Origin of the sequence: Novosphingobium sp. KACC 22771 (genome assembly GCF_028736195.1) — a bacterium.
In the GTDB taxonomy this organism is placed as follows: Bacteria; Pseudomonadota; Alphaproteobacteria; order Sphingomonadales; family Sphingomonadaceae; genus Novosphingobium.
On the sequence record NZ_CP117881.1, the window covers coordinates 656,188 to 678,243 of the forward strand.

20 protein-coding genes, 1 tRNA gene and 1 pseudogene are annotated in these 22,056 nt (G+C 65.3%); 12 read left to right on the top strand and 10 right to left on the bottom strand.

Features of this window, described 5'->3' with window-relative positions:
• Positions 1-58: 58 nt before the first annotated feature.
• The 3 genes and pseudogenes from PQ467_RS02940 to PQ467_RS02950 form a co-directional block, all read left to right on the top strand.
• On the top strand, positions 59-643 hold the full coding sequence (locus tag PQ467_RS02940) for a regulatory protein RecX (RefSeq protein WP_274175070.1): 585 nt from the start codon (positions 59-61) through the stop codon (positions 641-643).
• Between the two features lie 125 nt (positions 644-768).
• Positions 769-1,167 carry an NADH:ubiquinone oxidoreductase subunit NDUFA12 gene (locus tag PQ467_RS02945; protein ID WP_273617482.1) on the top strand — a complete coding sequence of 133 codons (399 nt, stop codon included), beginning with the start codon at positions 769-771 and terminating at the stop codon, positions 1,165-1,167.
• 23 nt (positions 1,168-1,190) lie between these two features.
• Positions 1,191-1,574 (top strand): annotated as a pseudogene (locus PQ467_RS02950) (DUF2155 domain-containing protein); the annotation flags it as partial.
• Between the two features lie 35 nt (positions 1,575-1,609).
• Here PQ467_RS02950 and aat read toward each other — a convergent pair.
• A complete protein-coding gene (aat, locus tag PQ467_RS02955) occupies positions 1,610-2,404 on the bottom strand; it encodes a leucyl/phenylalanyl-tRNA--protein transferase (RefSeq protein ID WP_274175071.1) in 795 nt (264 codons plus the stop codon).
• A gap of 155 nt (positions 2,405-2,559) precedes the next feature.
• Between aat and PQ467_RS02960 the strand changes: the two genes are divergently transcribed.
• The 4 genes from PQ467_RS02960 to nusG all read left to right on the top strand — a co-directional run bounded on the left by PQ467_RS02960 (position 2,560) and on the right by nusG (position 5,162).
• Positions 2,560-2,635, top strand: a tRNA-Trp gene (locus PQ467_RS02960).
• 154 nt (positions 2,636-2,789) lie between these two features.
• Complete coding sequence (locus PQ467_RS02965; protein WP_274175072.1) at positions 2,790-4,268, top strand: hypothetical protein; 1,479 nt, start codon at positions 2,790-2,792, stop codon at positions 4,266-4,268.
• Between the two features lie 127 nt (positions 4,269-4,395).
• Positions 4,396-4,602 (top strand): preprotein translocase subunit SecE, encoded by a 207-nt coding sequence (secE, locus tag PQ467_RS02970; RefSeq protein ID WP_274175073.1) that lies wholly within the window; start codon positions 4,396-4,398, stop codon positions 4,600-4,602.
• 23 nt (positions 4,603-4,625) lie between these two features.
• Positions 4,626-5,162, top strand: a complete 537-nt coding sequence (nusG, locus tag PQ467_RS02975; RefSeq protein WP_274175074.1) for a transcription termination/antitermination protein NusG — start codon at positions 4,626-4,628, stop codon at positions 5,160-5,162.
• Positions 5,163-5,494: 332 nt separating this feature from the next.
• Here nusG and nadA read toward each other — a convergent pair whose 3' ends face one another.
• The 4 genes from nadA to PQ467_RS02995 form a co-directional block, all read right to left on the bottom strand.
• The gene (nadA, locus tag PQ467_RS02980; protein ID WP_274175075.1) at positions 5,495-6,481 is read right to left on the bottom strand and encodes a quinolinate synthase NadA; all 987 of its coding nucleotides are present in this window, start codon (positions 6,479-6,481) and stop codon (positions 5,495-5,497) included.
• A gap of 99 nt (positions 6,482-6,580) precedes the next feature.
• Positions 6,581-7,456 carry an MBL fold metallo-hydrolase gene (locus PQ467_RS02985; RefSeq protein ID WP_274175076.1) on the bottom strand — a complete coding sequence of 292 codons (876 nt, stop codon included), beginning with the start codon at positions 7,454-7,456 and terminating at the stop codon, positions 6,581-6,583.
• Between the two features lie 78 nt (positions 7,457-7,534).
• Entirely contained in the window at positions 7,535-7,996 is a 462-nt protein-coding gene (locus PQ467_RS02990) for a DUF1465 family protein (protein WP_274175077.1), read from the bottom strand.
• 201 nt (positions 7,997-8,197) lie between these two features.
• Complete coding sequence (locus PQ467_RS02995) at positions 8,198-8,395, bottom strand: YdcH family protein (protein ID WP_168605652.1); 198 nt, start codon at positions 8,393-8,395, stop codon at positions 8,198-8,200.
• Positions 8,396-8,832: 437 nt separating this feature from the next.
• Between PQ467_RS02995 and PQ467_RS03000 the strand changes: the two genes are divergently transcribed.
• The 5 genes from PQ467_RS03000 (at position 8,833) to tilS (ending at position 14,703) form a co-directional block, all read left to right on the top strand.
• Positions 8,833-8,988, top strand: coding sequence for a YdcH family protein (locus PQ467_RS03000; RefSeq protein ID WP_172340696.1), 156 nt, complete (start codon positions 8,833-8,835; stop codon positions 8,986-8,988).
• A gap of 246 nt (positions 8,989-9,234) precedes the next feature.
• Positions 9,235-11,538 carry a phosphoenolpyruvate--protein phosphotransferase gene (gene ptsP / locus PQ467_RS03005; protein ID WP_274175078.1) on the top strand — a complete coding sequence of 768 codons (2,304 nt, stop codon included), beginning with the start codon at positions 9,235-9,237 and terminating at the stop codon, positions 11,536-11,538.
• 160 nt (positions 11,539-11,698) lie between these two features.
• Complete coding sequence (locus PQ467_RS03010; RefSeq protein WP_274175079.1) at positions 11,699-12,694, top strand: helix-turn-helix domain-containing protein; 996 nt, start codon at positions 11,699-11,701, stop codon at positions 12,692-12,694.
• A 108-nt stretch (positions 12,695-12,802) separates the two neighbouring features.
• Positions 12,803-13,759: a tetratricopeptide repeat protein gene (locus tag PQ467_RS03015; RefSeq protein WP_274175080.1), complete on the top strand. Its 957-nt coding sequence runs from the start codon at positions 12,803-12,805 to the stop codon at positions 13,757-13,759.
• Positions 13,750-14,703, top strand: a complete 954-nt coding sequence (gene tilS, locus PQ467_RS03020; protein ID WP_274175081.1) for a tRNA lysidine(34) synthetase TilS — start codon at positions 13,750-13,752, stop codon at positions 14,701-14,703. Before PQ467_RS03015 ends, tilS begins: the two co-directional genes overlap by 10 nt.
• On the opposite strand, the gene PQ467_RS03025 is transcribed toward tilS, so the two are convergent.
• The 5 genes from PQ467_RS03025 to edd all read right to left on the bottom strand — a co-directional run bounded on the left by PQ467_RS03025 (position 14,700) and on the right by edd (position 22,039).
• Complete coding sequence (locus PQ467_RS03025) at positions 14,700-15,485, bottom strand: L,D-transpeptidase family protein (protein WP_274175082.1); 786 nt, start codon at positions 15,483-15,485, stop codon at positions 14,700-14,702. The two genes, tilS and PQ467_RS03025, sit on opposite strands and share 4 nt — an antisense overlap.
• 130 nt (positions 15,486-15,615) lie before the next feature.
• A complete protein-coding gene (locus PQ467_RS03030; RefSeq protein ID WP_274175083.1) occupies positions 15,616-18,384 on the bottom strand; it encodes a phosphoenolpyruvate carboxylase in 2,769 nt (922 codons plus the stop codon).
• A gap of 207 nt (positions 18,385-18,591) precedes the next feature.
• The gene (locus PQ467_RS03035; RefSeq protein ID WP_274175084.1) at positions 18,592-19,230 is read right to left on the bottom strand and encodes a bifunctional 4-hydroxy-2-oxoglutarate aldolase/2-dehydro-3-deoxy-phosphogluconate aldolase; all 639 of its coding nucleotides are present in this window, start codon (positions 19,228-19,230) and stop codon (positions 18,592-18,594) included.
• The gene (locus tag PQ467_RS03040) at positions 19,227-20,195 is read right to left on the bottom strand and encodes a glucokinase (RefSeq protein WP_274175085.1); all 969 of its coding nucleotides are present in this window, start codon (positions 20,193-20,195) and stop codon (positions 19,227-19,229) included. Before PQ467_RS03040 ends, PQ467_RS03035 begins: the two co-directional genes overlap by 4 nt.
• Positions 20,196-20,224: 29 nt before the next feature.
• Positions 20,225-22,039: a phosphogluconate dehydratase gene (edd, locus tag PQ467_RS03045; protein WP_274175086.1), complete on the bottom strand. Its 1,815-nt coding sequence runs from the start codon at positions 22,037-22,039 to the stop codon at positions 20,225-20,227.
• Positions 22,040-22,056 lie beyond the last annotated feature (17 nt).

Sequence of the window (22,056 nt, forward strand, 5' to 3'; positions counted from 1 at the left end):
CAAATCGGCTGACGCGGGGGGTCCCCTTTGGGGCGCGACTGTGGCACGAATATGGCCGATGGATGATGATACGAGCCCCAATCGCCGCAAATCGGCGCCAGAGCCCCTCGATTCGGCGCGGATTGAGGAAATGGCGCTGGCCTATGTCGCCCGCTTTGCCACCAGTGCGGGGCGGCTGGAGGACTATCTGCGCCGCAAATTGCGCGAGCGCGGATGGGCGGGCGAGGGAACGGGCGAGGCCAAAGTGGCCGCGATTGTCGAGCGGCATGTCGAGCTGGGCTATATTGACGACGAGAGTTATGCCCGGATGAAGACGGGCAGCCTGCTGCGCCGGGGCCTTGGGCAGCGGCGGATTGCGCAGGCGCTGGGGCAGGCGGGGATCGACGAGGACATTCGCGCCGATGTCATGCCGGACGAGGCGGCCGCGCGCGAGGCGGCGCTGGCCTATGCGCGGCGGCGGGGGCTGGGGCCTTTTTCGCGCCGCGCGATGCCCGATGATCCGGCCGAGCGCCGCTCCCGCCGTGAAAAGGAGGTTGCCGCCATGCTGCGCGCAGGCCACGCGATGGGCGCGGCCCGCGCCATTCTGGAGGCCGCCGACCCGCAGGCCGCGCAGGATTGGGTCGAGGAGGCGCGTGAGGAATAGCCCCCCTTTGCCCTTGCCCCCTTTGCCCTTGCGTTGCCCCCCCGGCTTGGGCTAGGCGCTGAAGGTCACTGGCTTTCGCGGATTCTGTCCGCCAAGCAGACCTGAAATTTAGGGAAACTTGCGCAATGCTCTTCACCTGGTGGAACGGCTCCACTTTCGGCACCTGGCTCAACACCAAGTTTGGCGGCGAACAGGTTGGCACCGATTTTCAGGGTAACAAGTATTACCGCTCGAAGAAGGTCGTTCCGGCCGGCACCAACAGCCCCTTTGCGGGGATGGAGCGCCGCTGGGTGATCTATAACGGCGCCAATGATTCGAGCCGCGTTCCGGCCGAATGGCATGGCTGGCTCCACCATTCCTATGACGCCGTGCCGCAGAGCCATCTGCCCCCGCCGCGCATCTGGGAAGCCGAATATACGCCCAACGCCACCGGCACCGCCAAGGCGCACCAGCCCCACCCCGAACTGCGCGGTGCGGGCAAGGCCAAGGCTGCGGGTTATGAAGCCTGGACGCCCGAAGGCTGATTGATTCCATGCGCCGGACTCTGATGGTGGCTGGCGCGTGTTTGGCGCTTTCGGCTTGCGGCGGTTCGTCCGAGCCCGAGACGCAGGCCACCGACGTGCCCAAGGCGGTGGCGGGCAATGCCGCCGCCCAAGCGGTCGAGAATCAGTTCGGCACCCCGGTTAAGGATCGCGTGGCCACGCTCGGCCTGCTTAACAAGCGCAACAATGAGCAGCAGGATATCGTCCTGAAAGTGGGCGAGGCGCGGCGCATCGGCAATGTCGTGGTCAAGCTGTCGAGCTGTGAAAAGACCCAGCCGTGGGAGCGCCCGCAGGAAACGGGCGCCTTCGTTCAGGTCTTTGTCGAGCAGCGTTCGCAGATTTCCGACCCCCTGCGCTGGCAGAAGGTGTTTTCGGGCTGGCTGTTCCGCAATTCGCCGGGGCTGAACGTGGTTCAGCACCCGGTCTATGACGTCTGGGTCAAGGATTGCGCGATGAACTTCCCCGGCGAGGAAGAAAATCCGGCCGATTTCGCCGTTTCCAAGAGCGCGCCAAAGGCATCGGGCAGCGCGAGCGCCACGCCCAGCGCCGAGGCCATCGCCCCCGCGCCCGCCCCGGCGGCCCCGGAAAACCCGGACTGAGGCGGCAGGCCCGGCTCTCTGGGTTTCATGGCCTCGCGCAGCATGGCCAGATAGCGTTTTTGCGGAATCTCGATGGCGCCCAGCGAGGCCAGATGGCTGGTGATGAACTGGCAATCGAGCAATTGCGCGCCCCCGATGCGCATCGCCGCCACCAGCCATGCCAGCGCTACCTTTGAGGCATCGGGCACGCGGCTGAACATGCTTTCGCCGCAGAAAACTCGTTCGAAACCAACGCCGTAAAGCCCGCCCACCAGCGCGCCGTCGATCCAGCATTCGATCGAATGGGCATGGCCCAGCCGGTGCAATTCGCGATAGGAGGCCGCGATTCGCGCGCTGATCCATGTCTCGCCGCCATCCTCGCCTTCGGCCGCGCGGCGCGGCGCGGCGCAGGCGTCGAGCACGAGGTCGAAAGCAGCGTTGCAGGTGACGGTGAATTTTTCGCGCCGCAAACTGCGCGCCAGCGAATGCGAGACGCGAAAGCCATCGAGCGGCAAAATCCCCCGCCGCTTGGGTTCGACCCAGAAGATTTCGGGATCATCGCGCGAATCCGCCATCGGAAACACCCCGCCGCGATAGGCCAGCAGCAAGAGGGCAGGGTCAATCAGGTCAAAGTTTTCCATTTTCACCGCGCCTGTCTAGCACCCTGTTCATCCGGGCGTGAAGGGGGAGAAAGCGCGGGAAGGGCCTCTGGTTTGAGCGAAAAGAAAAAATCGCCGCCAATCTGCATTGACCGCTTGCCAAAGCGTAAAGCCTCCCCTAGAGGCGCGTCTCCCGCAGGAGTGTAGCTCAGTTGGTAGAGCATCGGTCTCCAAAACCGAGGGCCGTGGGTTCGAGTCCCTCCGCTCCTGCCAGGGTTTTCCCAGACATCGCGAATATCATGCCCTTCGGGGCGCCGGCCTGTACTCTGGCCTCTGTCCTTAGGCGCGCGCGAATGGCGGCTTGCCAATCGTGCGGCGGCGTCTAGGGATGCGGTTTCGGGCATTGCTGTGGGGCTTCTTCTAAACCATGCGTGTGATTGATCCATCCTCGGCCGCGCGCGCGGGCGAGAGGCGGCTTTACTGGTTTGCGGTGCTGCTGGCGCTGGCCTCGTGCCTGCCTGTGCTGGTCGCGCGCTATCCCCAGATGAGCGATTATCCAGCTCATTTGGCGCGCTATGCGGTGATGCTGGACGGCGGGCGCAGCGCGGATCTGGCGCGATACTATTCGTTTCATTGGGCCTGGACGGGCAATCTGGGGGTGGACATCCTGATCCGTCCCTTTGCCGCGATTTTTGGGCTGGAGACGGGCGGGCGGATCATTGCCGGGATCATCCCGCCGCTGACCGCGCTGGGCCTGATCGCGGTGGACCGGCAATTGCACGGGCGCGTCACCATCGCCTCGCTGCTGGCCATGCCTTTTGCGTGGTCGCCGATGATGCTGATCGGCCTGCTCAATTACGCGCTGGGTCAGGCGCTGGCGCTCTGGGCTTTCGCGCTCTGGGTCTGGCTGGACCGCAGGGGGGCGGTGTGGTGGCTGCGCAGCGCCTTGTTCGTGCCGATCGGGCTGGTGGTGTGGCTGTCGCATCTGTCGGCCTGGGGCGTGCTGGGCGTGCTGCTGTTCGGCTATGAACTGGGCATGGGGCGCGGGTGGCGGGCGTTTATCGCGCCTTGGCCGCTGTTGGCGCCGCTGGTGGTGATGGTGCTAGTGCCGGGCACGGCGGGCACCTTTTCCTATGGGCCCTATTGGTGGGTCTATAAGCAGGCGATCTGGCTGAAAGCCATGCGCGATACGGTTTATGCGCTGGATTACCTGTCGCTGGTGGTGGTCGCGTTGGCGTTTTTGGCGGCGGCGGCGATGCGGCGGCTCGATGGGCGGCTGGGCTGGGCGGCGGTGATGCTGCTGGCCATGACGATTGCCGTGCCGCGCCATATTTCGGGCGGCGATTATGCCGATTACCGGCTGGTGACGACCGGGCTGATGATCTGCTGCCTGTCGATTCGCTGGCCGCGCGCGCCGGTATGGGCGATCACGCCGGTGGTGATGCTCTATGTGGCGCGCCTCTTGATCACCACGCAGGATTGGCACGATGATTCGGCGCGAATGGAAAAGATCATGGTCGCGCTCGACCATGTCCCCCAGGGCGCCCGCGTGGCCAGCGCTGTGCTGGTGACGCGCGAGCAATGGCCGCTCAACCACTTTGAACATATCGGCGCCTATGCGGTGGTGCGCCGCCATGCGCTGGTGAATGCCAATTTCGCGGTGCCCCATGTCCATATGCTGCAATTGAAGCAGGGCGGGCGCGATTTCGATGATCCCTCGCAGCGCCTGCTGCTGCACGCCTCGCAAAAGGTCGATCTGGCCAATTTCGCGCCTGCGCGTCAGGCCGACTGGCTGTGGTATGTCGGTGAGCGCGCGCCCGACACGCTGCCCGAGGGCGCCGTGGTCGTCTGGCGGGGCGAGGGCAGCCTGTTGGCGCGCCTTAAACCGGCCCCTCTTGCAAAATAAGGCGACTGGGACTAGATCACCGACATCTCCCGACATCGGAGCCTTGCAATGCCCCTCCCGGACCTGATCCGGGGCGGCGCGGCGGCAATGGCCAAAACGGTATCGGGCTTATTCGAGGATTGCGTCGATGGAAGATAAGAAGTCCAAGGTCTCTCCCGGAGAGTTCTTCAACCAGGTCAAGGTTGAAGCGCGCAAGGTGGTGTGGCCGAGCCGCCAGGAAACGATTCAGACCGGCATCTTTGTCGGCATCCTGATGCTGATCCTCGCGATCTTCTTCCTCGGCGTCGATTCGCTCTTCGGCTACATCGTGCGCACGCTGCTGTCGCTCGCCTGAGAAACGCATAGGAACTGTAAGATATGGCCCGCTGGTACATCATCCACGCCTATTCCGGCTTTGAAAACAAGGTCAAAGAAGCCATTCAGGCCGAAGCCGAGCGCCTTGGCCTCTCGCAGTTGGTCGAGCAGATCGAAGTGCCTGCCGAGCAGGTGACCGAGGTCAAGCGCGGCAAGAAGGTGCAGGTCGAGCGCAAGACCATGCCCGGCTATGTGCTGGCCAAGCTGACGATGAATGACGATGTGTATCACCTCGTCAAGAACACCGCCAAGGTCACCGGCTTTCTTGGCCACAACGGCAAGCCGCAGGCGATTTCCGAGCGCGATGCGGCCCGCTATTTCGGCCACCGCGAAATCGTCGCCACCACGGTCAAGAAGCACGTTTCGGTCGATTTCGAAATCGGCGATTCGGTCAAGGTGCTCGACGGCCCCTTCAACAGCTTCACCGGCATCGTCGAAGAGCTGGATTTCGACAAGAACCGCGTCAAGGTTTCGGTGTCGATCTTTGGCCGCGCGACGCCTGTCGAGCTGGACTTCGAGCATGTCGAACTGGTGAAGTAAGTTTCGCCGAATTGATGATGATGCGAAAAGGGGCGGGGGATTTTCCTCCGCCTTTTTTGTGTTTGAAGAAAAGAGGAAATGCGAGGGACTCGTCCCTCGCGCTCCCGTTACTGTCTGCGTTGCGTGCCGGATCGGCCCGCGCGTATTGGCCCGACGTCAGAAATGACAAAGCCTGCGGCGCTTTTTTGGCGTAACCTCTCCGCGCCGCAGGCTTTCAAACCATTCCGCAAAACCGGCCTTAGCCGATCAAGCACCTCCCAGTAACGGGATTGCAAAGGGACAAGTCCCTTTGCCCGCCGGAGGCATCAAAACCCTCCGCCGGAGGCAAAACCTTACCGCGCCCCCAGATCCCCCATACCCACAGTGCCCGAAGCCATCCCCAGCATCCGGTCGAGGCTTTCCTTGGCCTTCAGCCGCAGCCCTTCCTCGATCTCGATCTGCGGCGTCATGTCGCGCAGGGAGATGTACAGCTTTTCAAGCGTATTCAGCGCCATATAGGGACAGATGTTGCAGTTGCAGTTGCCGTCGGCCCCCGGCGCGCCGATGAAGGTCTTGTTCGGGATGGCCAGTTGCATCTGGTGGATGATGTGCGGTTCGGTGGCGACGATCAGCGTGTCGGCGGCCATTTCCTTGGCATAGTTCAGGATGCCGCTGGTCGAGCCTACATAGTCGGCATGGTCGACGATGGTGGGCGGGCATTCGGGGTGGGCCGCGATGGGCGCGCCGGGGTGCTGGGCCATCAGCTTGAGCAATTCGGTTTCGGAAAAGGCTTCATGCACGATGCACACGCCGGGCCACAGCAGCATCTCGCGGTCGAACTTGCGCGAGAGATAGCCGCCCAGGTGGCGATCAGGGCCGAAGATGATCTTCTGGTCGCGCGGGATCTGCGAGAGGATCTTTTCCGCCGAGGAGGAGGTGACGATGATGTCGGAGAGCGCCTTCACCTCGGTCGAGCAGTTGATATAGGTGATGGCGATATGGTCGGGATGCGCCTCGCGGAAAGCCTTGAACTTTTCGGGCGGGCAGGCATCCTCAAGGCTGCATCCGGCGTTGAGGTCGGGCAGGACCACGGTCTTTTCCGGCGAGAGGATCTTGGCCACCTCGGCCATGAATTTCACGCCGCAAAAGGCGATGACATCAGCGTCCGTCTCGGCCGCCTTGCGCGACAGCTCCAGCGAATCGCCCACGAAATCGGCCAGATCCTGCAATTCGGGCTTCTGGTAATAATGCGCGAGGATGACCGCGTTCTTCTCCTTGCGGAGGCGGTCGATTTCGGCGCGCAGGTCAAGACCGGCGAGGCTGGCGCTCTGGGCAGTCATAATCACATCCCCTTGGGGTTCATTGGCTTTGCCGCCCAGATAGGGAGCATTGCGCCAGACCCCAAGGAAAATCTGCAATTATTGCCCGGATTGCCGGGCCTAGTCCGCCCGCGCCCAAAGATCCTCGCCGGCTTGCGTCACCAGACCGCGCTGTTGCAGGTCGATCAGATGCGCGAGCACCGAACGCCCCGCCGCGCGATGCAGGCGTACATCCAGGCCCGGATACATTTGGCCCACCATGATCTCGATGGTCGAGGGCCCTGTTTCCAGCGCGCGCTGGATCTGCTTTTCGCGCATCCGGCGGTGGCCGATCATGCCGCGCACCATCTGCTGGGGCTTGTCGATCTGCGGCCCATGGGCGGGGTAATAGACCCGGTCGGCGCGCTCATAGAGCTTGTCGAGGCTGGCCATATAGTCGCTCATGTCGCCATCGGGGGGCGAAACGACCGTGGTGGACCAACCCATCACATGATCGCCGGTAAACAGCGCCCCGCTTTCGATCAGGGCAAAGCACAGGTGGTTGCTGGTATGGCCGGGCGTGGCCACAGTCATCAGCGTGGCCGAGGGCAGGCGCACGAGGTCGCCATCGGCCAGCACCGTGTCGGGCGCATAGGACGTGTCAAAGGCGGCATCGGCGCGCGGCCCGTCGTCCTCCAGCGTCAGCGGGGCGCAGCCGATGATCGGCGCCCCGGTGGCGGCCGCCAGCGGGGCGGCGCCGGGCGAATGGTCGCGGTGCGTATGGGTGCACATGATCGCCAGCACCGGCGCGTCGCCGATCGCGCCCAGCAGCGCGTCAATATGGTCGGCATCATCGGGCCCCGGATCGATCACCGCCAGCCCGCGCGCATCCCCCACCAGATAGGTCTGGGTGCCGGTAAAGGTAAACGGGCTGGGGTTGTTGGCCAGCATGCGCCGGACGAGCGGTTCGAGTCGCTCGGTCTCGCCGGTGGGCCATGGGCGCGGGGGCATGTTCATGGGGTCAGCCTATGCCGCTTTGCCCGCCCCCTGTCGAGAGGGTGGGGTCGAGAGGACGGCTTTGAGAGGGCGGGGGCTTCAGGCCACGGCGCTGCCCAATCGCGCGCGCAACTGGTCAATCGCACGCGGTGCGCCGGGGGCCACTTCGCGCCAGCCCCGGTCGATGCGCAGCAGGCGGGCGTAAAACTCCTCGGTCGCGGCGATCAGCTTGCGGATCTGCGGGCTGAGCAACAGCAGCCTTTCGGGATCGGCGGCCGGAAAATCGGGGGCCAGACGGCCATAGCGGCGCAATTGAAACTCGGACAATTCACCCATGAAATAGGCGCGATGGTTAAGCAGCCAGGCGACCGCGTGCATCATCCGGGTGGTCGTGCGCAAGGCCTCGCACGACAGGGCGATGCGGGGGGCGTCTTCCTGCGTCCCGGTTTCCTCGATACGGCCGGACAGGTCAAACGCTGCGCGCACCTCGTCCGAGAGGATCAGTGCCTCGCAATACAGACCCTCGACGATTCGGGGATTGATGTTGCTTGTGTGCTTCATGATGAAATTGGTTAATCAAATATTAGCACATGCTGCAATGTCATTAGGGGCTAAACCGGATCCCGATTTGGGACATTTCCGCATGGGGGCCGCATCGGTCCCTTTTCGGGACGATCCCATGCCCCGCGATGGCACAGCCGCAGGCGGCGCGCCCGATATGGGGCGTCGGTGCGGGGACGGAAATGCGGCGCCGGGCCGCCTTCAGGCGATGATGTCGGGAATCAGGTAATCCTCGATCAGCGAGATCTGATCCTTGAGCTTGAGCTTGCGTTTTTTGAGCCGGGCCAGTTGCAGTTGGTCGCCAGCGCCCGAAAGGGTCAGCGCGTCGATTGCGGCATCGAGATCGCGATGCTCGACGCGCAGCGCTTCCAGCTTTTTGCGCATTTCCTCTTCGGTCACCAAAATATGCTCCCGCCAAGGGTGTGTCGCAAGTCTCGCATCTGCTCTAATCGCGCCGCGACCAAGGGGCAAGAGGGCGCGCGTGCGCCGCGATGAATTGAGTGTCGGGCACAAGTAACCGAGGCTGAGGGGCGCTTTGTCGTGGCCCTGCACGGCTTACCTAAAATTGTCATATTCGGGGCTTCGCAAGCGGGGCAAAGTATGTTTCCTTTTGCTCCTGATCGACGGGAATGACGCGATTCGGACATGGCCGCAGGAGGCATGTCCTGTCATGCCCGGATCGGGCGGGCGTCTGCAGCCGTCCGCTAATAGGGGGGTAGCCGGTGGCAACCCACCACACGGTTTTCCCGGTCGGGCCTTCATTTTGGGCCGGTTGGGGGCCGCGCTGGCGAGGAGGTCACTTTCACTGGCTTTATGGCCTATGGAGGAGAGTCCAAATGGAAGCATCCCACATCAACGCCCTGCACAACAAGCACGCCGGTCTTGAGCGCCGGATTGCCGAAGAACTCAAGAGTCCCCATCCCGACCCAGTCACGCTTCAGGCGCTCAAGCGCCACAAGCTGCGCATCCGCGACCAGATCGCACATCATTGATGCAGCATGGCGTGCAGCATAGCGCGGTAAGCTCCGCGCGCTGAACGCCCATCAACCCGACCGTTGCGAGATCACCCGGCCCGATCCGGCCCATGGCGCCGGATCGGGCCTTTGCTTTGCCCGATGCCCCGGTTTTTCCCTGAAAGCCCCGTTTTTCCCTGAAACGAGGCCGTAAAACGCAAGGTTAGCGCAAAAATAGAGAGGGGCGCATTTGCAAAGGCGGATGTTTGGTCTAACCCCCTTTTCATGACCACTGCACCTCTCGGCCCGACCTCGAATTCCAGCGCGGTGGCGGCCGCGCGCACGATCCTGACGCGCCTGCACGAGGTCATGGCCTCGCGCAGCCATGCGCAGGCGAAATTGAACACCGTGGTCGAGGTTATCGGCGCCAGTCTGGATAGCGAGGTCTGCTCGATCTATCTGCTGCGCGAAGGGATGCTTGAATTGTTCGCCACGCGAGGGTTGGCGCAGGAGGCGGTCCACGTTACCCGCATGGCCATTGGCGAGGGGCTGGTCGGCACCATCGCCTCTCGCGCCGAAACGCTCAATCTGGCCGAGGCGACCGCGCATCCCGATTTCTCGTATCGCCCCGAAACGGGCGAGGACAAGTTCCACTCCTTTGCGGGCGTGCCCATCGTGCGGCGCGAACGCTGCGTGGGGGTGGTCTGTGTTCAGCATGTCGATCCGCGCCGCTATGAAGAGGTCGAGATCGAGGCGCTGCAGACCGTCGCCATGGTCCTGTCCGAACTGATCGCCAATGCCGATCTGGTCGATGAAGAGGAGGCCGCAGGCATTGCCGCCGCCCACACCGGGCCGGAACAATTGCGCGGCCTTACGCTGGTCAAGGGGTTGGCCAGCGGGGTGGCGGTCTATCACCAGCCGCGCATCACCATCGAGCATATCGTGGCCGAGGACACCGAGGCCGAGCGCCAGCGCGTTTACCTCGCCTTTGACAAGATGCGCGAGCAGATCGACCGCATGGCGTCTCAGGCCGAATTCGGCAGCGGGGGCGAGCATGAGGAGGTTTTGGAAACCTACCGCATGTTCGCCTATGACGAAGGCTGGAGCCGCCGCATCAACGAGGCGATCGATTCCGGCCTGACCGCCGAGGCCGCCATCGAGCGCGTCCAGCAGCGCACCCGCATGCGCATGCGCCAGATCGACGACCCGCTGCTGGCCGACCGGATGCATGATCTGGAGGATCTGGCCAACCGCCTGCTGCGCATCGTTTCGGGCCAGTTGGGCACGGCGGCCAGCGCGGGCCTGCGCCAGGACGCCATCCTGATCGCGCGCAACCTTGGCCCGGCCGAACTGCTCGAATATGACAAGCGGCGCTTGAAGGGCGTGATCCTTGAGGAAGGCTCGCTGACCGCGCATGTGGTGATCGTGGCGCGGGCGATGGGCATTCCCGTGCTGGGCCGGGTGAAATCCCTGCGCGGCAAGGTGCGCGAGGGCGATCCGATCCTGCTCGACGCTGATCAGGCGCTGGCCTTTGCCCGGCCCACGCGCGACATGATGATCGGCTTTGACGAGCGTTATGCCAAGAATCGCGAGAAGCAGGCCAAATATGCCGCGCTGCGCGACGTTGTGCCGATCACGCTGGATGGCGAACGCATCGCGGTCAATATCAACGCAGGGCTGCGCGAGGATATGCCCAACCTGCAATTGACGGGCGCGGATGGCGTGGGCCTCTATCGCACCGAGTTCCAGTTCCTCGTTTCGGCCACCTTGCCCAACCGCGAGCGCCAGACCCGGCTCTATCGCGAAGTGCTGGAATCGGCGGCGGGCAAGCCGGTGGTGTTCCGCACGGTCGATATCGGCGGCGACAAGAGCCTGCCCTATCTGCGCCATGACGAGGATGGCGAGGAAGAGAACCCGGCGATGGGTTGGCGCGCGCTGCGCCTCGCGCTCGAACGCGACAGCCTGCTCAAGGTTCAGGCCCGCGCGCTGCTGGAGGCTTCGGCGGGGCGGGTGCTGCAGGTGATGTTCCCGATGATTTCCGAACCGTGGGAATTTGACGCGGCCAAGGCGGTGTTCGAGGGGCAATTGGCCCATCTGCGCAAGCTGGGCAAGACGCTGCCCGAGGCGGTCAAATATGGCGCGATGCTCGAAGTGCCCGCGCTGGCGGAAGTGCTCGACCTGCTTTTGCCGCGCCTTTCCTTCCTCTCGATCGGCACGAATGACCTGACCCAGTTCCTGTTTGCCGCCGACCGGTCCAATCCCAAGCTGGCCGAGCGCTATGACTGGCTTTCCCCGGCGATCCTGCGCTTTATCCGCCGCATCGCGATTGCCGGCCATGCGCATAATGTGCCGATGACGGTGTGCGGCGAAATGGGCGGGCGTCAACTGGAGGCGCTGGCCCTGCTGGGCGTGGGCATCCGGCGCCTGTCGATCACGCCTGCGGGCGTGGCGCCGATCAAGGATCTGGTCCGCCGCGTCAACCTTGCCGAGATCAGCGCGGCCATGGAGGGCTGGCTGGCCCATCCGCCCGCCAGCCTGCGCGAGGAAATGACGGCATGGGCGGCCCAGCGGGGGCTGATCGGGGACTGAGGCGGCGAATTAACGGGCTGTTACCCGACGGGCCTTGATAAGTTTGCGTAATCGGGCGCAATATGCCTGTTAACCGGCGCAAGGACCTGTGAAGCCTGTTGACTTTCCCTAGCTTCCATCGTTGTGTCCGGCGCGGGCCGCAAAGGATTTCGGGATCGCCATGAGCGCAGATGAGTCAGAATTCGCTTCTCCAACCAGCGGCCAGTCCGCGAGCGCGGGCCAGAGGCTGGCCGCCGCGCGTGAGGCGGCGGGGCTGACGCTGGCGGAACTCTCGGCCCGGACCAAGATTTCAGAACGTCATCTTGGCGCGCTGGAAACCGGCGATTTCGCGTCTCTGCCCGGCCGCACCTATGTTTTCGGCTTTACGCGCACCTTTGCCAAGACTGTCGGGCTGGATCCGGCCGCGATGGTGGACGCCATGGGCCGCGATTATTCACGCAGCGCGCCTGAACCGGAAGTGGCCGCCTCGCCCGCCTTTGCGCCCGGCGATCCGGCGCGCGTGCCCTCCTCGCGCTTTGCCTGGATGGCCGGTTTCGTGCTGCTGGTGGCGGCCATCGGCGGCTTTATCTGGTGGCAGAACAATTCTACCTCGACCGACAGCCTGCCCTCGCTGATCCCGGTCGAAACGCCCAGCGCCGCCGCCCCATCCGGCGCGCCCAGCGAGGCGCCCAGCGAGGAAGCATCCAGCGCGCCCACCGGCCCTGTCGTGCTGACCGCGCAGATGGACAAGCTGTGGATCAAGGTTTCCGACGCCAGCGGCAAGCAGTTGGTGCAAAAAGTGCTGGCCATGGGCGAAACCTACACGGTGCCCGAGGATGCCGAAGGACCGACGGTGTGGACCGGGCGCCCGGACAAGCTGGCGATCACCGTCGGCGGGCAAGAGGTTCCGCCGATCAGCAAGGTGCCGGAAATCGTCAAGAACGTGCCCATCTCGGCCAAGGCGCTGCTGGAGCGGGACAAGCCCGCGCCGCAGGCCGCGGCCTCTGCGGCGGCGCCTGTTGCCCCGGCCAGCTCGGTCGGCGCGCCCATTCCGGGCGCCGCGCCCCGCGCCTATCCGACGCGCCGTTTTCCGCGCCCGCGCCCCAGCGCCGCGCCCAATGATACGGCCGGGGCCGCGCCCGCCGCCCCCGCCACACCATCCACCGTTACGCCTTAACCCGCACTCGACAGCAGGGGGTTGCTTGCGGCACTGTGCATCTGGGGCATGGAACAACCGATGATCTGGGCCGCCCGTGATCGGGCGCGCCGTGGGAGTTGAAGAAAGATGATGTATAAGCAGCGGATCAGGCTGGCTGGCGTGGCGCTGGCAGCGCTGCTCTGGACGGGCAGCGCCATTCCGGCGCAGGCGCAGGAAGGTACGGCCGGAGAAATCCGCATCCGCAAACTGGAGGCCGAAGTGCGCGCCCTGCAACGGCAGGTGTTCCCCGGCGGCGATCCCAAACTCTTTGGCCAGCAGGCGGTCAACCCGCCCACCGCCGCCGCCGCTCCGGCGGCCGAGGTTGCCGCAACGCCCCCGGCCAACACGGCCATGACCGACATTCTGGCGCGGTTGAGCGCGGTCGAGGCGCAGAACGCCCGCCTGACCGCGCAGGTCGAGGAATTGTCGAACCACGTGCGCCAATTGGATGCGGCGCGCGCCGCGGCCAATCCGCCGGTGGAACAGGGCGCAGCCGCGCCGGAACCGGCCCCGCCCGCAGTGGATGATACGGCCGCGCCGCGCCCGGTGGTCAAGCCCGCGCCGCAGCCCGCCCCGGCTCCGGCGGCTAAGCCCGCCCCCGCGCCCGCCAGCCGCGTCACAGCGGTCAAGGCGATCACCAAGCCTTCGACCGGCGATCCGGCCGAGGATGACTATACCTATGGCTTCAAGCTGTGGGAGGCCAAGTTCTTCCCCGAGGCGCAGCAGCAGTTGAAGCTTTATCTGGACCAGTATCCCAAGCACAAGCGCGTGAGCTATGCGCGCAACCTGTTGGGCCGCGCCTATCTGGACGATGGCAAGCCGCGCGATGCCGCTCCGTGGTTCCTCCAGAACTATCAGGCCGACAAGAAGGGCGCCCGCGCGTCCGACAGCCTGCTCTATCTGTCCGAGGCGATGATCGAACTGAAGGATATCAACCGCGCCTGTATCGCTCTGGGCGAATTTGCCGATGGCTATCCGGCCGATGCCGCCGGGCGTTTGAAGTCGGCCTATGACGGCATTCGTGCCAAGGTGAAGTGCAACTGATCGCCGAAAAATTTGCCGCAAGTCTGGCGCAGGTCTGGCCCGAAGGCGCGCGCGATCCGAGCTTGAAGCTGGGGATCGCGGTGTCCGGCGGGCCGGATTCGCTTGGGCTGCTGCTGTTGGCCACCGCAGCGCGGCCCGGCGCGGTCTGCGCGGCCACGGTCGATCATGGCCTGCGCGCCGAAAGCGCGGCGGAGGCGGCGCAGGTGGCGGCGGTCTGCCGCGATCTGGGCGTCGCGCATGCCACGCTGACGGTGCAGGTCGAACCGGGCAATGTGCAATCCGAGGCCCGCGCGGCGCGCTATGGCGCTCTGGCCGCGTGGATGGCGTGCGAGGGCGTGGCGGCGCTGGCCACGGCCCATCATGCCGACGATCAGGCCGAGACGCTGGTGATGCGCCTGAACCGCGCCAGCGGGGTGGCGGGGCTTGCCGGGGTGCGCGAACGCGGCTGGGTGCCTGACTCCGAGCATCTGCTGATCCGCCCGGTGCTGGGCTGGCGGCGGGCGGAATTGGCCGCGGTGGTGGCCGAGGCCGGGTTGAACGCCGCCGATGATCCCTCCAACCGCAACACCGCCTTTGACCGCGTGCGCGTGCGTCAGGGGCTGGCGGGGGCGGACTGGTTGGATGCGGGCGCTTGGGCGCGCTCGGCGGAGAACCTGGCCGATGCCGATGCCGCGCTCGATTGGGCGGCGGATCGGGAATATGGCGCGCGAGTGGTGCGTGAAGGACTGGGGGTGAATTACCGCCCCGCCGCGCCGCGTGCGATCGCGATGCGCGTCATCGCCCGGATTGTGGAAGAGATCGACGGCCACGCACCGCGAGGCAATGCGGTGGCCCGCGCCTTTGACGCGTTGCTGGCGCGGCAACCGGTGTCGATCGGCGATGTGGTGGCCCGGCCCGGCCCCGGCGTGTGGAGTTTTATGAAAGCCCCGAAACGCCGAGCTTAATCAACCAGAGAATCCCCAAGTCCCACCTGCTTGCCCCGCGTGATATAGACCTTGTCGCCGATATGCGCCTCGCCAAACATCTTGCGGGCAAAGTCTAGCGGCACGCCGATGCAGCCGTGGCTGGCAAAACCGTTGCGCACATTGGTGGCGTGGATGGTGATGCCGTCGTCGGTCAGCCGCATCATATAAGGCATAGGCGCGTCATAGAGGTTCGAGACGTGATCCTTGTCCTTCTGGGTAATGGGAAACATGCCGGTGGGGGTGGGCTTTTCCTGCGTGCCCAACAGGACGGCCGTGGCCCCGATTTCAAAGCCGTTGCGGAAGACCGATAGCACCCGCGCCTCCAGATCGACGGTGATGACCAGCGGGCCGGGGGGCACGCCATCCTCGTCCCACGCCCATTGGCCATATTTGATCGGCCCGGAAATCGGCAGGATGCGGCGGATGACAAAACGGCGGTCGGTGGGCGAAGGGGTGGAGGCGGGCATGACGCCGCCGCCCTTGCCGGGGCTGCGCATGCCGATGGTGGTGGCGGGTGTGTCAAAACTGACGCCTTGCGCCCCGGCATAGGGATCGAAGCCCGAGGCAATCTGATGCGCCAGTTGCGGGCGCGCGGCAATCACCACATCGCGGGGCAGATGCGCCGTGCCGCGCCTTTCGTCCGCCTCGATCAGCGCAAGACCCGCCAGCACCGCCAGACCCAGCCCGCCCACGACCAGCAGTGCGCGCGCGGCCAGATAGGGATCGCCGGTTGCAGGGTCGGGATGGGTGCCGATTGGCATGATGGGGCAGACTCGCAGACAGGGTTAAACGCTATGGTTAAAGATGCGTTAAACCGTCTGCGTGCGCCAGTGGCCTGTTGTGGCCGTATCAGGATGGGACAGGTCGAAACCTGTCCCATCCGATGACATATCAGCCGTGCGCGCCAAACTCATTGGCAATGGCCGTGCCGATGCGCAGCGCCAGACCATAGGCGCGCTCGATCGGTTCGATATAATCGCGGCGGATGACGCCATAGCCATGGGCGGCATCGTCGGGATAATCGGCCGGTTCCTCGACCCGGAAATCGTCTAGACTGGGGAAGCTGGTGGGGAAGGCACGGCGAAGCTGGGCCAACGCATCATCGATGCGCAGCGTGAACACCATTTCCAGCACGTCCTCGCGCGCGATGTCATTGGCGCGGCTGAATTGCGGCACCATGACCACGCGCAGGAACATATGCTGGAACAGCGCCAGACGCAGCGCCTGAAGCACGCCGATCATCCGGCGCGTATGCTCGCGGTCGGGCAGGGGCGCTTCATCGGGGATCAGCGCCAGCAGACGGTGGAGCTTCAAGGCATCGACCCGCAGGCGCGTCGAGAGGCGGCGGAACACGCCCGCCCGGTCATCGCCCGTCAGATATTCGGCCAGTGCAAGGCAGCCGTCCTCGATATGCTCCTCATGCCCGCGATAGGGGCGGCTAGCCCAGTAGGCGCTGTTGAACAGCTCGCCAAAGGCCGTCATCGTCTTGATGCTGGCCAGCGCATTGGCGGCGCGGATCAGACGCACAATCTGGCGCCCGCGTGCCGAGGAACGGAGCAGCGCGGCCAGTTCCTCATAATTGCCTTCCGCCGCGCTGCCTGCGCCTGCGATGATGTTCACCGGATAGCCAAGCTGTTGCAGCACGGCATTGTGCGGGATGGCGCGGATCTGGCGCAGGCTCATGCTGCGGTCGGAGGACACATCGCTCTGGCGGCGGCTCTTGCGGCTGCCGGTGTCGTTCAGCAGGCCAAGGCCAAAGGCGGTCAGCGCGCGGCTGTAGGTGCTGCTCGACAGGTGTTGCTGCTGTACCCGGCGGATCGCGCGATAGAAGTCGAGGCTGAGGTCCGTGCGGCGATAGAACGGATCGGTCGGCGCATAGGGATCGGTTTCGGCAGGGGCCAGCTCGATAAAGCGCGTGAGCGTGGCCAGCGCCAGTTCGTCGCTGCCAAAGAAGAGATAGCCGTCGCCGCCCTGAAAACTGACTTCCGGTTCGAGGCGGATACCCGCCCGCACGAAACGGCGCCGCGCCCATGGCGACAAGGGCCATGCCAGACGGTCGGACAGGCTGGCCGGATGCGCGCCGCGCCCCATGCTCTCGCCATGGGTGTTGAAGATCAGCGCGGAGACGTCCGAAAGCTGGTTGGCGGTCATCGCCTCGGCCAGACGGCCCTGAAGCCGCTCGATGGCCAGCGCGGCGGGGATCTGCCCCACAAAGCGCCCGGCATCGGAAAAGCCGGTCTGGATCGACACACGCCCGCGCCCGCGCGCATAGGCGCGATAGGCCGGTTCGGCCAGCAGCGCGTCGAGGAAGCGCCCGCCATGCTCCAGCGCCGTCTCGGTCTCGAACAAAGGCGAGACGTCCACCTTGTCCTCGATCCCGAACAGCTTGGCGAAATAGAGCGCGGCCAGCATCGTGGTGGGCTGTTCGCATTCGGCCACCAGCATGCGGATCGGCGTGTCGGCGTCCACATGGTGCAGGATCTGCGCCATGGTCAGGAACAGGCGGATCGCGGTGCTGTTTTCAATGGCCAGCGCGGCGAAATTGGTGCGCAGAACCTTGGCCGTGGCCAGCAACTCGCGCATCTTGACCAGCGCGGCCTGGCTGGCCAGATCGAGGCGGCCATCGGGATCGATGCGGCGGCGGATGGCGTTCTGCAACTGGCTGGAATTGACGCGGAAATGCACCCAGCCCATGCCCAGCCCATCGGCCTGCATCGCGGCCACCGTGGTCAGCAGCACCTCGGCCACATCATCGGACGCCGTGGCGGCCAAAGCCTCCAACTCGGCGATGATGCCCGACAGGCTGGTCATCTTGGCCGGATGGTCGCCGGTCAGCGTGTTGGCGGCCTCCGAAAGCGTGGCCGGGTCCTTCATGTCGCGGGCAAAAAGCGCGGCCATTTCCTCGGCGCGCTCGGCACCGGCCAGCAGGCGCGTGGCAATATCGGGCGCGGCCTCGGCCAGATCGGCGGCATAGGCCGACAGGCGCTGGGCCTTTTCCATCAGGCGATAGCGGATGCAGGTGTTCCACCCGATATCCGTGCGCCCGTCCATGTCATAGCCCACCCATGTGGCAAAGCGGATCGGCATCGGGCGCAGCGCGCGCCATTGCTGGGGCCAGCGGGCGCGGGCGGTGTTGAACAGGGTCTGGGTAATCCGCGCGCGCGCCGTGTGCCCGCGCGCAATGGCGGCCAGCGCGGCATCGTGTTCGGTGTCCAGCGTGATCGTGTCGCGGGCCGCTGTGGCCGCGCAGGTGGCGGGGCCGAAATCGCCCGCGCTGGCGGCCTGCGCCACAGTGGCGGTCTGCGCCTTGTTCAGCAGGAAAGTGGGGTGGGCGGTGAACACGATATGCGCCGCCGGGCGGCCCCAGCGCGTGGCAAAGCTGGCAAAATCGCCGGTTTCGGCATGGCCCTTGACGCGGGTGATGTTGGCCTCCGGCTCTACCGGTTCGAGCAGGCGATGCAGCCGCCGCGCGCGCGCCTGCAACCCTTCGCATTCCAGCTCGGCCACCATCGCCTCAACCTTGTCGAGGCCAAGCTCGCCGCTTTCAATCTGGCGCGAGAGTTCGAGGGAAAGCTGAAACACCGGGTTGAACAGCGGGGTTTCTTCGGTCGTCGCGTGCAAATCCTGCAAACGCTGCGAAAGGGCGGCAATCTGGCTCATCTTTATGGACACTCCCGTCGGGCGCTGTGGCCCATGTGCTGGCGGCCTGCTTTGCCTCTCCTGCCCTTATGGTCTTGCCCCTGACTATGGCCATGATCGGCGGGCAGGGGAAGGGGGACTGCAAAGCCGCAGACGAATTTGGTTAGGCAAATGGGTGGGGGAAATGTCTGCCCGCGCCGATGGCTTGCGCGGGCAGGATATTCAGGTTCAGGCTTTAAGAGCCGCCGCCGCGCCGGCCGCTGCGGTAATCGCGGCGCTGTCGGCGCCCTTGGGCACCATCCAGCTGCCGCCCACGCACAGGACCTGGGGCAGGGCCAGATAATTGGGCGCCGTGGCCAGCGTGATGCCGCCGGTGGGGCAGAAGCGCGCCGAGCCGAAGGGACCGGCAATGGCCTTCAAGGCGCTGACGCCGCCGCTGGCCTCGGCAGGGAAGAACTTGAAGCGGTTGAGGCCCAGATCCATGCCCAGCATGATGTCAGCCGCATTGGCCGTGCCGGGCAGGAAGGGGATGCCAGCCTTGACCGCTGCTTCGCCCAGACGCGGGGTGAGGCCCGGCGAGACGATGAATTCGGACCCCACGTCAATCGCGCGCGCCAGATCATCGGGGTTCAGCACCGTGCCCGCGCCGACAATCGCGCCGGGCACCTGCTTCATCACCTTGATCGCGTCCAATGCGCATTCGGTGCGCAGCGTGACTTCCAGCACCTTGAGGCCACCGGCCACCAGCGCCTCGGCCAGCGGCAGGGCATCGTTCAGATCGTCGATCACCAGCACCGGAATCACCGGCGCCGTGCGCATGATGGCGTCGATCCGGGCGGAGGCGGGAGTAGGGGTTTCGCTCATCATGCATGTTCCTTTTGAAACGCGGCGGCCGCGCCAAGCAGGCCCGGTTGCGGGTGAGTAATCAGCTTGACCGGCAGGCTGGCCATCAGGCTTTCAAAGCGGCCCTTGGCGCGGAAACGGTCGGCAAAGCCGGAGGAGAGGATCGTGTCCTTGATCCGCAGGCCCAATCCGCCCGCGATGACCACGGCCGATCCGCCCTGCGCCAGCGCCAGATCGCCCGCGGCCGAACCCAGCGAGAGGCAGAAACGGTCGATGGCCGCAGCCATCAGCGTATCCTCGCCCGCTGTGCCCTTGGTCCAGATCGCGCGGTCATCGGTGTGCAGCACTGGACGCTGTTCGAGCGCGGCCAGCGTTTCGTAAATATCGACGATGGCCGGACCCGACACCACGCGCTCCACCGAAACGCGGCGATGGCGCTGGCGCAGGCGGGCCAGAATCGCATCCTCCACCGCATCGAGCGGCGCGAAATCGAGGTGGCCGCCTTCGGTCGCCTGAACGTGATAGAACCCCTTGCCGTCGCGCCAGACATGCGCCACGCCAAGCCCGGTGCCGGGGCCGACGATGGTGATCGTGCCACTGGCGGGCAGGGGGGCATCCGGCCCGGTCAGGTGCTGGAAATGCTCCTCGCCCGCGCGGGCCACGGCATGGCCCACCGCGCCAAAGTCATTGACGATGGTGACCTTGTCCACGCCCAGCCGCTCGGGCAACTGGTCCGGGCGAATCACCCAGGGGTTGTTGGTAAAACGGATCAGATCGCCGCCCACCGGCCCGGCCACGGCCAGCGCGACCGCGCGCGGCAGGGTGCGGCCCGAAATTTCGGCGAAATGCTCCCATGCCGTTTCAAAGCTGGCATGTTCGATGGTTTTCAGCGTGGCCGGTTCGCCCAGCGCGATTTCGCCGTCATCGCCCAGCGTGGCGATGGTGAAGCGCGCATGGGTGCCGCCAATATCTACCGTAACGAGTTCCATGAATCCCCTCCATCGTCAGGCCTTTAGCGTCAAAGACCTGCCAGCGCCAGCATGGCCGACCCGCCCTTTTCGGCGCCGTCGGCGCCCATGCGGAACATCGCGAACAATTCCCGACCCACGCCCATCGCGGCGGTGGGCGCGTTGGCAGGCGTCCGGCCCGACAGATCGGCCTTGACCTCCAGCGTGCCGCTTTGCGCGCAGACGCGGATGATATCGCCGTTCTGCACCAGCGCCAGCGCGCCGCCGCCAAGCGCCTCGGGCGTGACGTGGATCGCCGCGGGCACCTTGCCCGATGCGCCCGACATGCGGCCATCGGTGACCAGCGCCACCTTGAAGCCCTTGTCCTGAAGCACGCCGAGCGGCGGGGTCAGCTTGTGCAGTTCGGGCATGCCATTGGCGCGCGGCCCCTGGAAACGCACGACCACCACGCAGTCGCGCTCCAGCTCGCCCGCCTTGAAGGCGGCCTGCACCGCTTCCTGGCTGTCAAACACCAGCGCGGGGGCCTCGATGGTCCAGCGCTCCTTTTCCACCGCCGAGGACTTGAAGGTCGCGCGGCCCAGATTGCCCTGAACCAGGCGCATGCCGCCATCGGGTTGGAACGGCTCGGCCACGGTCGAGAGCATGGCCGGATCATGGCTGACCTCGGGCGCGGGGCGGAAGGCCAGAGTCTCGCCGTCGAGATAGGGCTCGGTGGCATAGGCGGCAAAACCGCCCTCGGCCACGGTCAGGATGTCGCCATGGCAAAGCCCGGCGCCCAGCAGTTCGCGGATGACATAGCCCATGCCGCCCGCTGCGTGGAAATGGTTCACGTCGCCCGAACCATTGGGATAGACGCGCGCGATCAGCGGCACGACGCTCGACAGTTCATCCAGATCCGCCCAGTCGATGATGACGCCCGCCGCCCGCGCCATCGCGGGCAGGTGGATCGCATGATTGGTGCTGCCCCCGGTGGCCAGCAGGCCGATGCAGGCGTTGAGGATCGCCTTTTCATCGACCACTTCGCCCATCGGACGCGGATCGGCGCCCTTGCGGCTGATCTGCGTCAGGCGATGGACGGCGGCGCGGGTCAACTGGCTCCGCAGCGGGGTGTTGGGCGGCACAAAGCTGGAGCCGGGCAGTTGCAGGCCCATCATTTCCATCATCATCTGATTGGAATTGGCCGTGCCATAGAAGGTGCAGGTGCCGGGCGAGTGGTACGAACCCATCTCGCTTTTCAGCAATTCCTCGCGGCCCACCTTGCCCTCGGCGTAAAGCTGGCGGGTCTTCTGCTTGTCCTTGTTGGCGATGCCGCTGGGCATGGGGCCACTGGGGATGAAGATCGAGGGCAGATGGCCAAAGCGCAGCGCGCCGATCACCAGACCCGGCACGATCTTGTCGCAGATGCCCAGCAGCGCGGTGCTGTCAAACACCGCGTGGGACAGTGAAACGGCGGTGGAAAGCGCAATCGTGTCGCGGGAAAAGAGCGAGAGCTCCATCCCGTCCATGCCCTGCGTCACGCCGTCGCACATGGCCGGAACGCCGCCCGCGACTTGCGCCGTGGCGCCCACTTCGCGGGCATAGATCTTCATCGCATCGGGAAAACGCGCATAGGGCTGATGCGCGGAGAGCATGTCATTATAGGCCGTGACGATGCCGATGTTCTGGGCGCGGGTGAAGGCCAGCGTCTTCTGGTCCTCGACCGCGCCCGCATAGGCATGGGCAAGGTTGGAACAGCCATAGGCCGAACGGTCCCCATGGCGGTCGCTTTCGCGCGCCATCAGGTCGAGATAGGCGCTGCGGGTCGCCTTGGATCGCTCGATCACGCGCTGCGTTACGCGGGCGATAGTGGGGTGCAGTTCAGCCATGGTTCTTATCCTACTTG

Bases quoted from the DNA above. Each gene is read 5' to 3' on its own strand.
- nadA (WP_274175075.1), bottom strand. From the start codon at position 6,481: ATGACTGCCCAGAGCGCCAGCCTCGCCGGTCTTGACCTGCGCGCCGAA.
- PQ467_RS03025 (WP_274175082.1), bottom strand. From the start codon at position 15,485: ATGCCAATCGGCACCCATCCCGACCCTGCAACCGGCGATCCCTATCTG.
- edd (WP_274175086.1), bottom strand. From the start codon at position 22,039: ATGGCTGAACTGCACCCCACTATCGCCCGCGTAACGCAGCGCGTGATC.
- PQ467_RS02990 (WP_274175077.1), bottom strand. From the start codon at position 7,996: ATGAAGCACACAAGCAACATCAATCCCCGAATCGTCGAGGGTCTGTAT.
- PQ467_RS02945 (WP_273617482.1), top strand. From the start codon at position 769: ATGCTCTTCACCTGGTGGAACGGCTCCACTTTCGGCACCTGGCTCAAC.
- PQ467_RS03010 (WP_274175079.1), top strand. From the start codon at position 11,699: ATGAGCGCAGATGAGTCAGAATTCGCTTCTCCAACCAGCGGCCAGTCC.
- PQ467_RS02965 (WP_274175072.1), top strand. From the start codon at position 2,790: ATGCGTGTGATTGATCCATCCTCGGCCGCGCGCGCGGGCGAGAGGCGG.
- PQ467_RS03030 (WP_274175083.1), bottom strand. From the start codon at position 18,384: ATGAGCCAGATTGCCGCCCTTTCGCAGCGTTTGCAGGATTTGCACGCG.
- PQ467_RS03000 (WP_172340696.1), top strand. From the start codon at position 8,833: ATGGAAGCATCCCACATCAACGCCCTGCACAACAAGCACGCCGGTCTT.
- PQ467_RS02940 (WP_274175070.1), top strand. From the start codon at position 59: ATGGATGATGATACGAGCCCCAATCGCCGCAAATCGGCGCCAGAGCCC.
- PQ467_RS02985 (WP_274175076.1), bottom strand. From the start codon at position 7,456: ATGAACATGCCCCCGCGCCCATGGCCCACCGGCGAGACCGAGCGACTC.
- nusG (WP_274175074.1), top strand. From the start codon at position 4,626: ATGGCCCGCTGGTACATCATCCACGCCTATTCCGGCTTTGAAAACAAG.
- secE (WP_274175073.1), top strand. From the start codon at position 4,396: ATGGAAGATAAGAAGTCCAAGGTCTCTCCCGGAGAGTTCTTCAACCAG.
- PQ467_RS03035 (WP_274175084.1), bottom strand. From the start codon at position 19,230: ATGATGAGCGAAACCCCTACTCCCGCCTCCGCCCGGATCGACGCCATC.
- PQ467_RS03015 (WP_274175080.1), top strand. From the start codon at position 12,803: ATGATGTATAAGCAGCGGATCAGGCTGGCTGGCGTGGCGCTGGCAGCG.
- aat (WP_274175071.1), bottom strand. From the start codon at position 2,404: ATGGAAAACTTTGACCTGATTGACCCTGCCCTCTTGCTGCTGGCCTAT.
- ptsP (WP_274175078.1), top strand. From the start codon at position 9,235: ATGACCACTGCACCTCTCGGCCCGACCTCGAATTCCAGCGCGGTGGCG.
- PQ467_RS03040 (WP_274175085.1), bottom strand. From the start codon at position 20,195: ATGGAACTCGTTACGGTAGATATTGGCGGCACCCATGCGCGCTTCACC.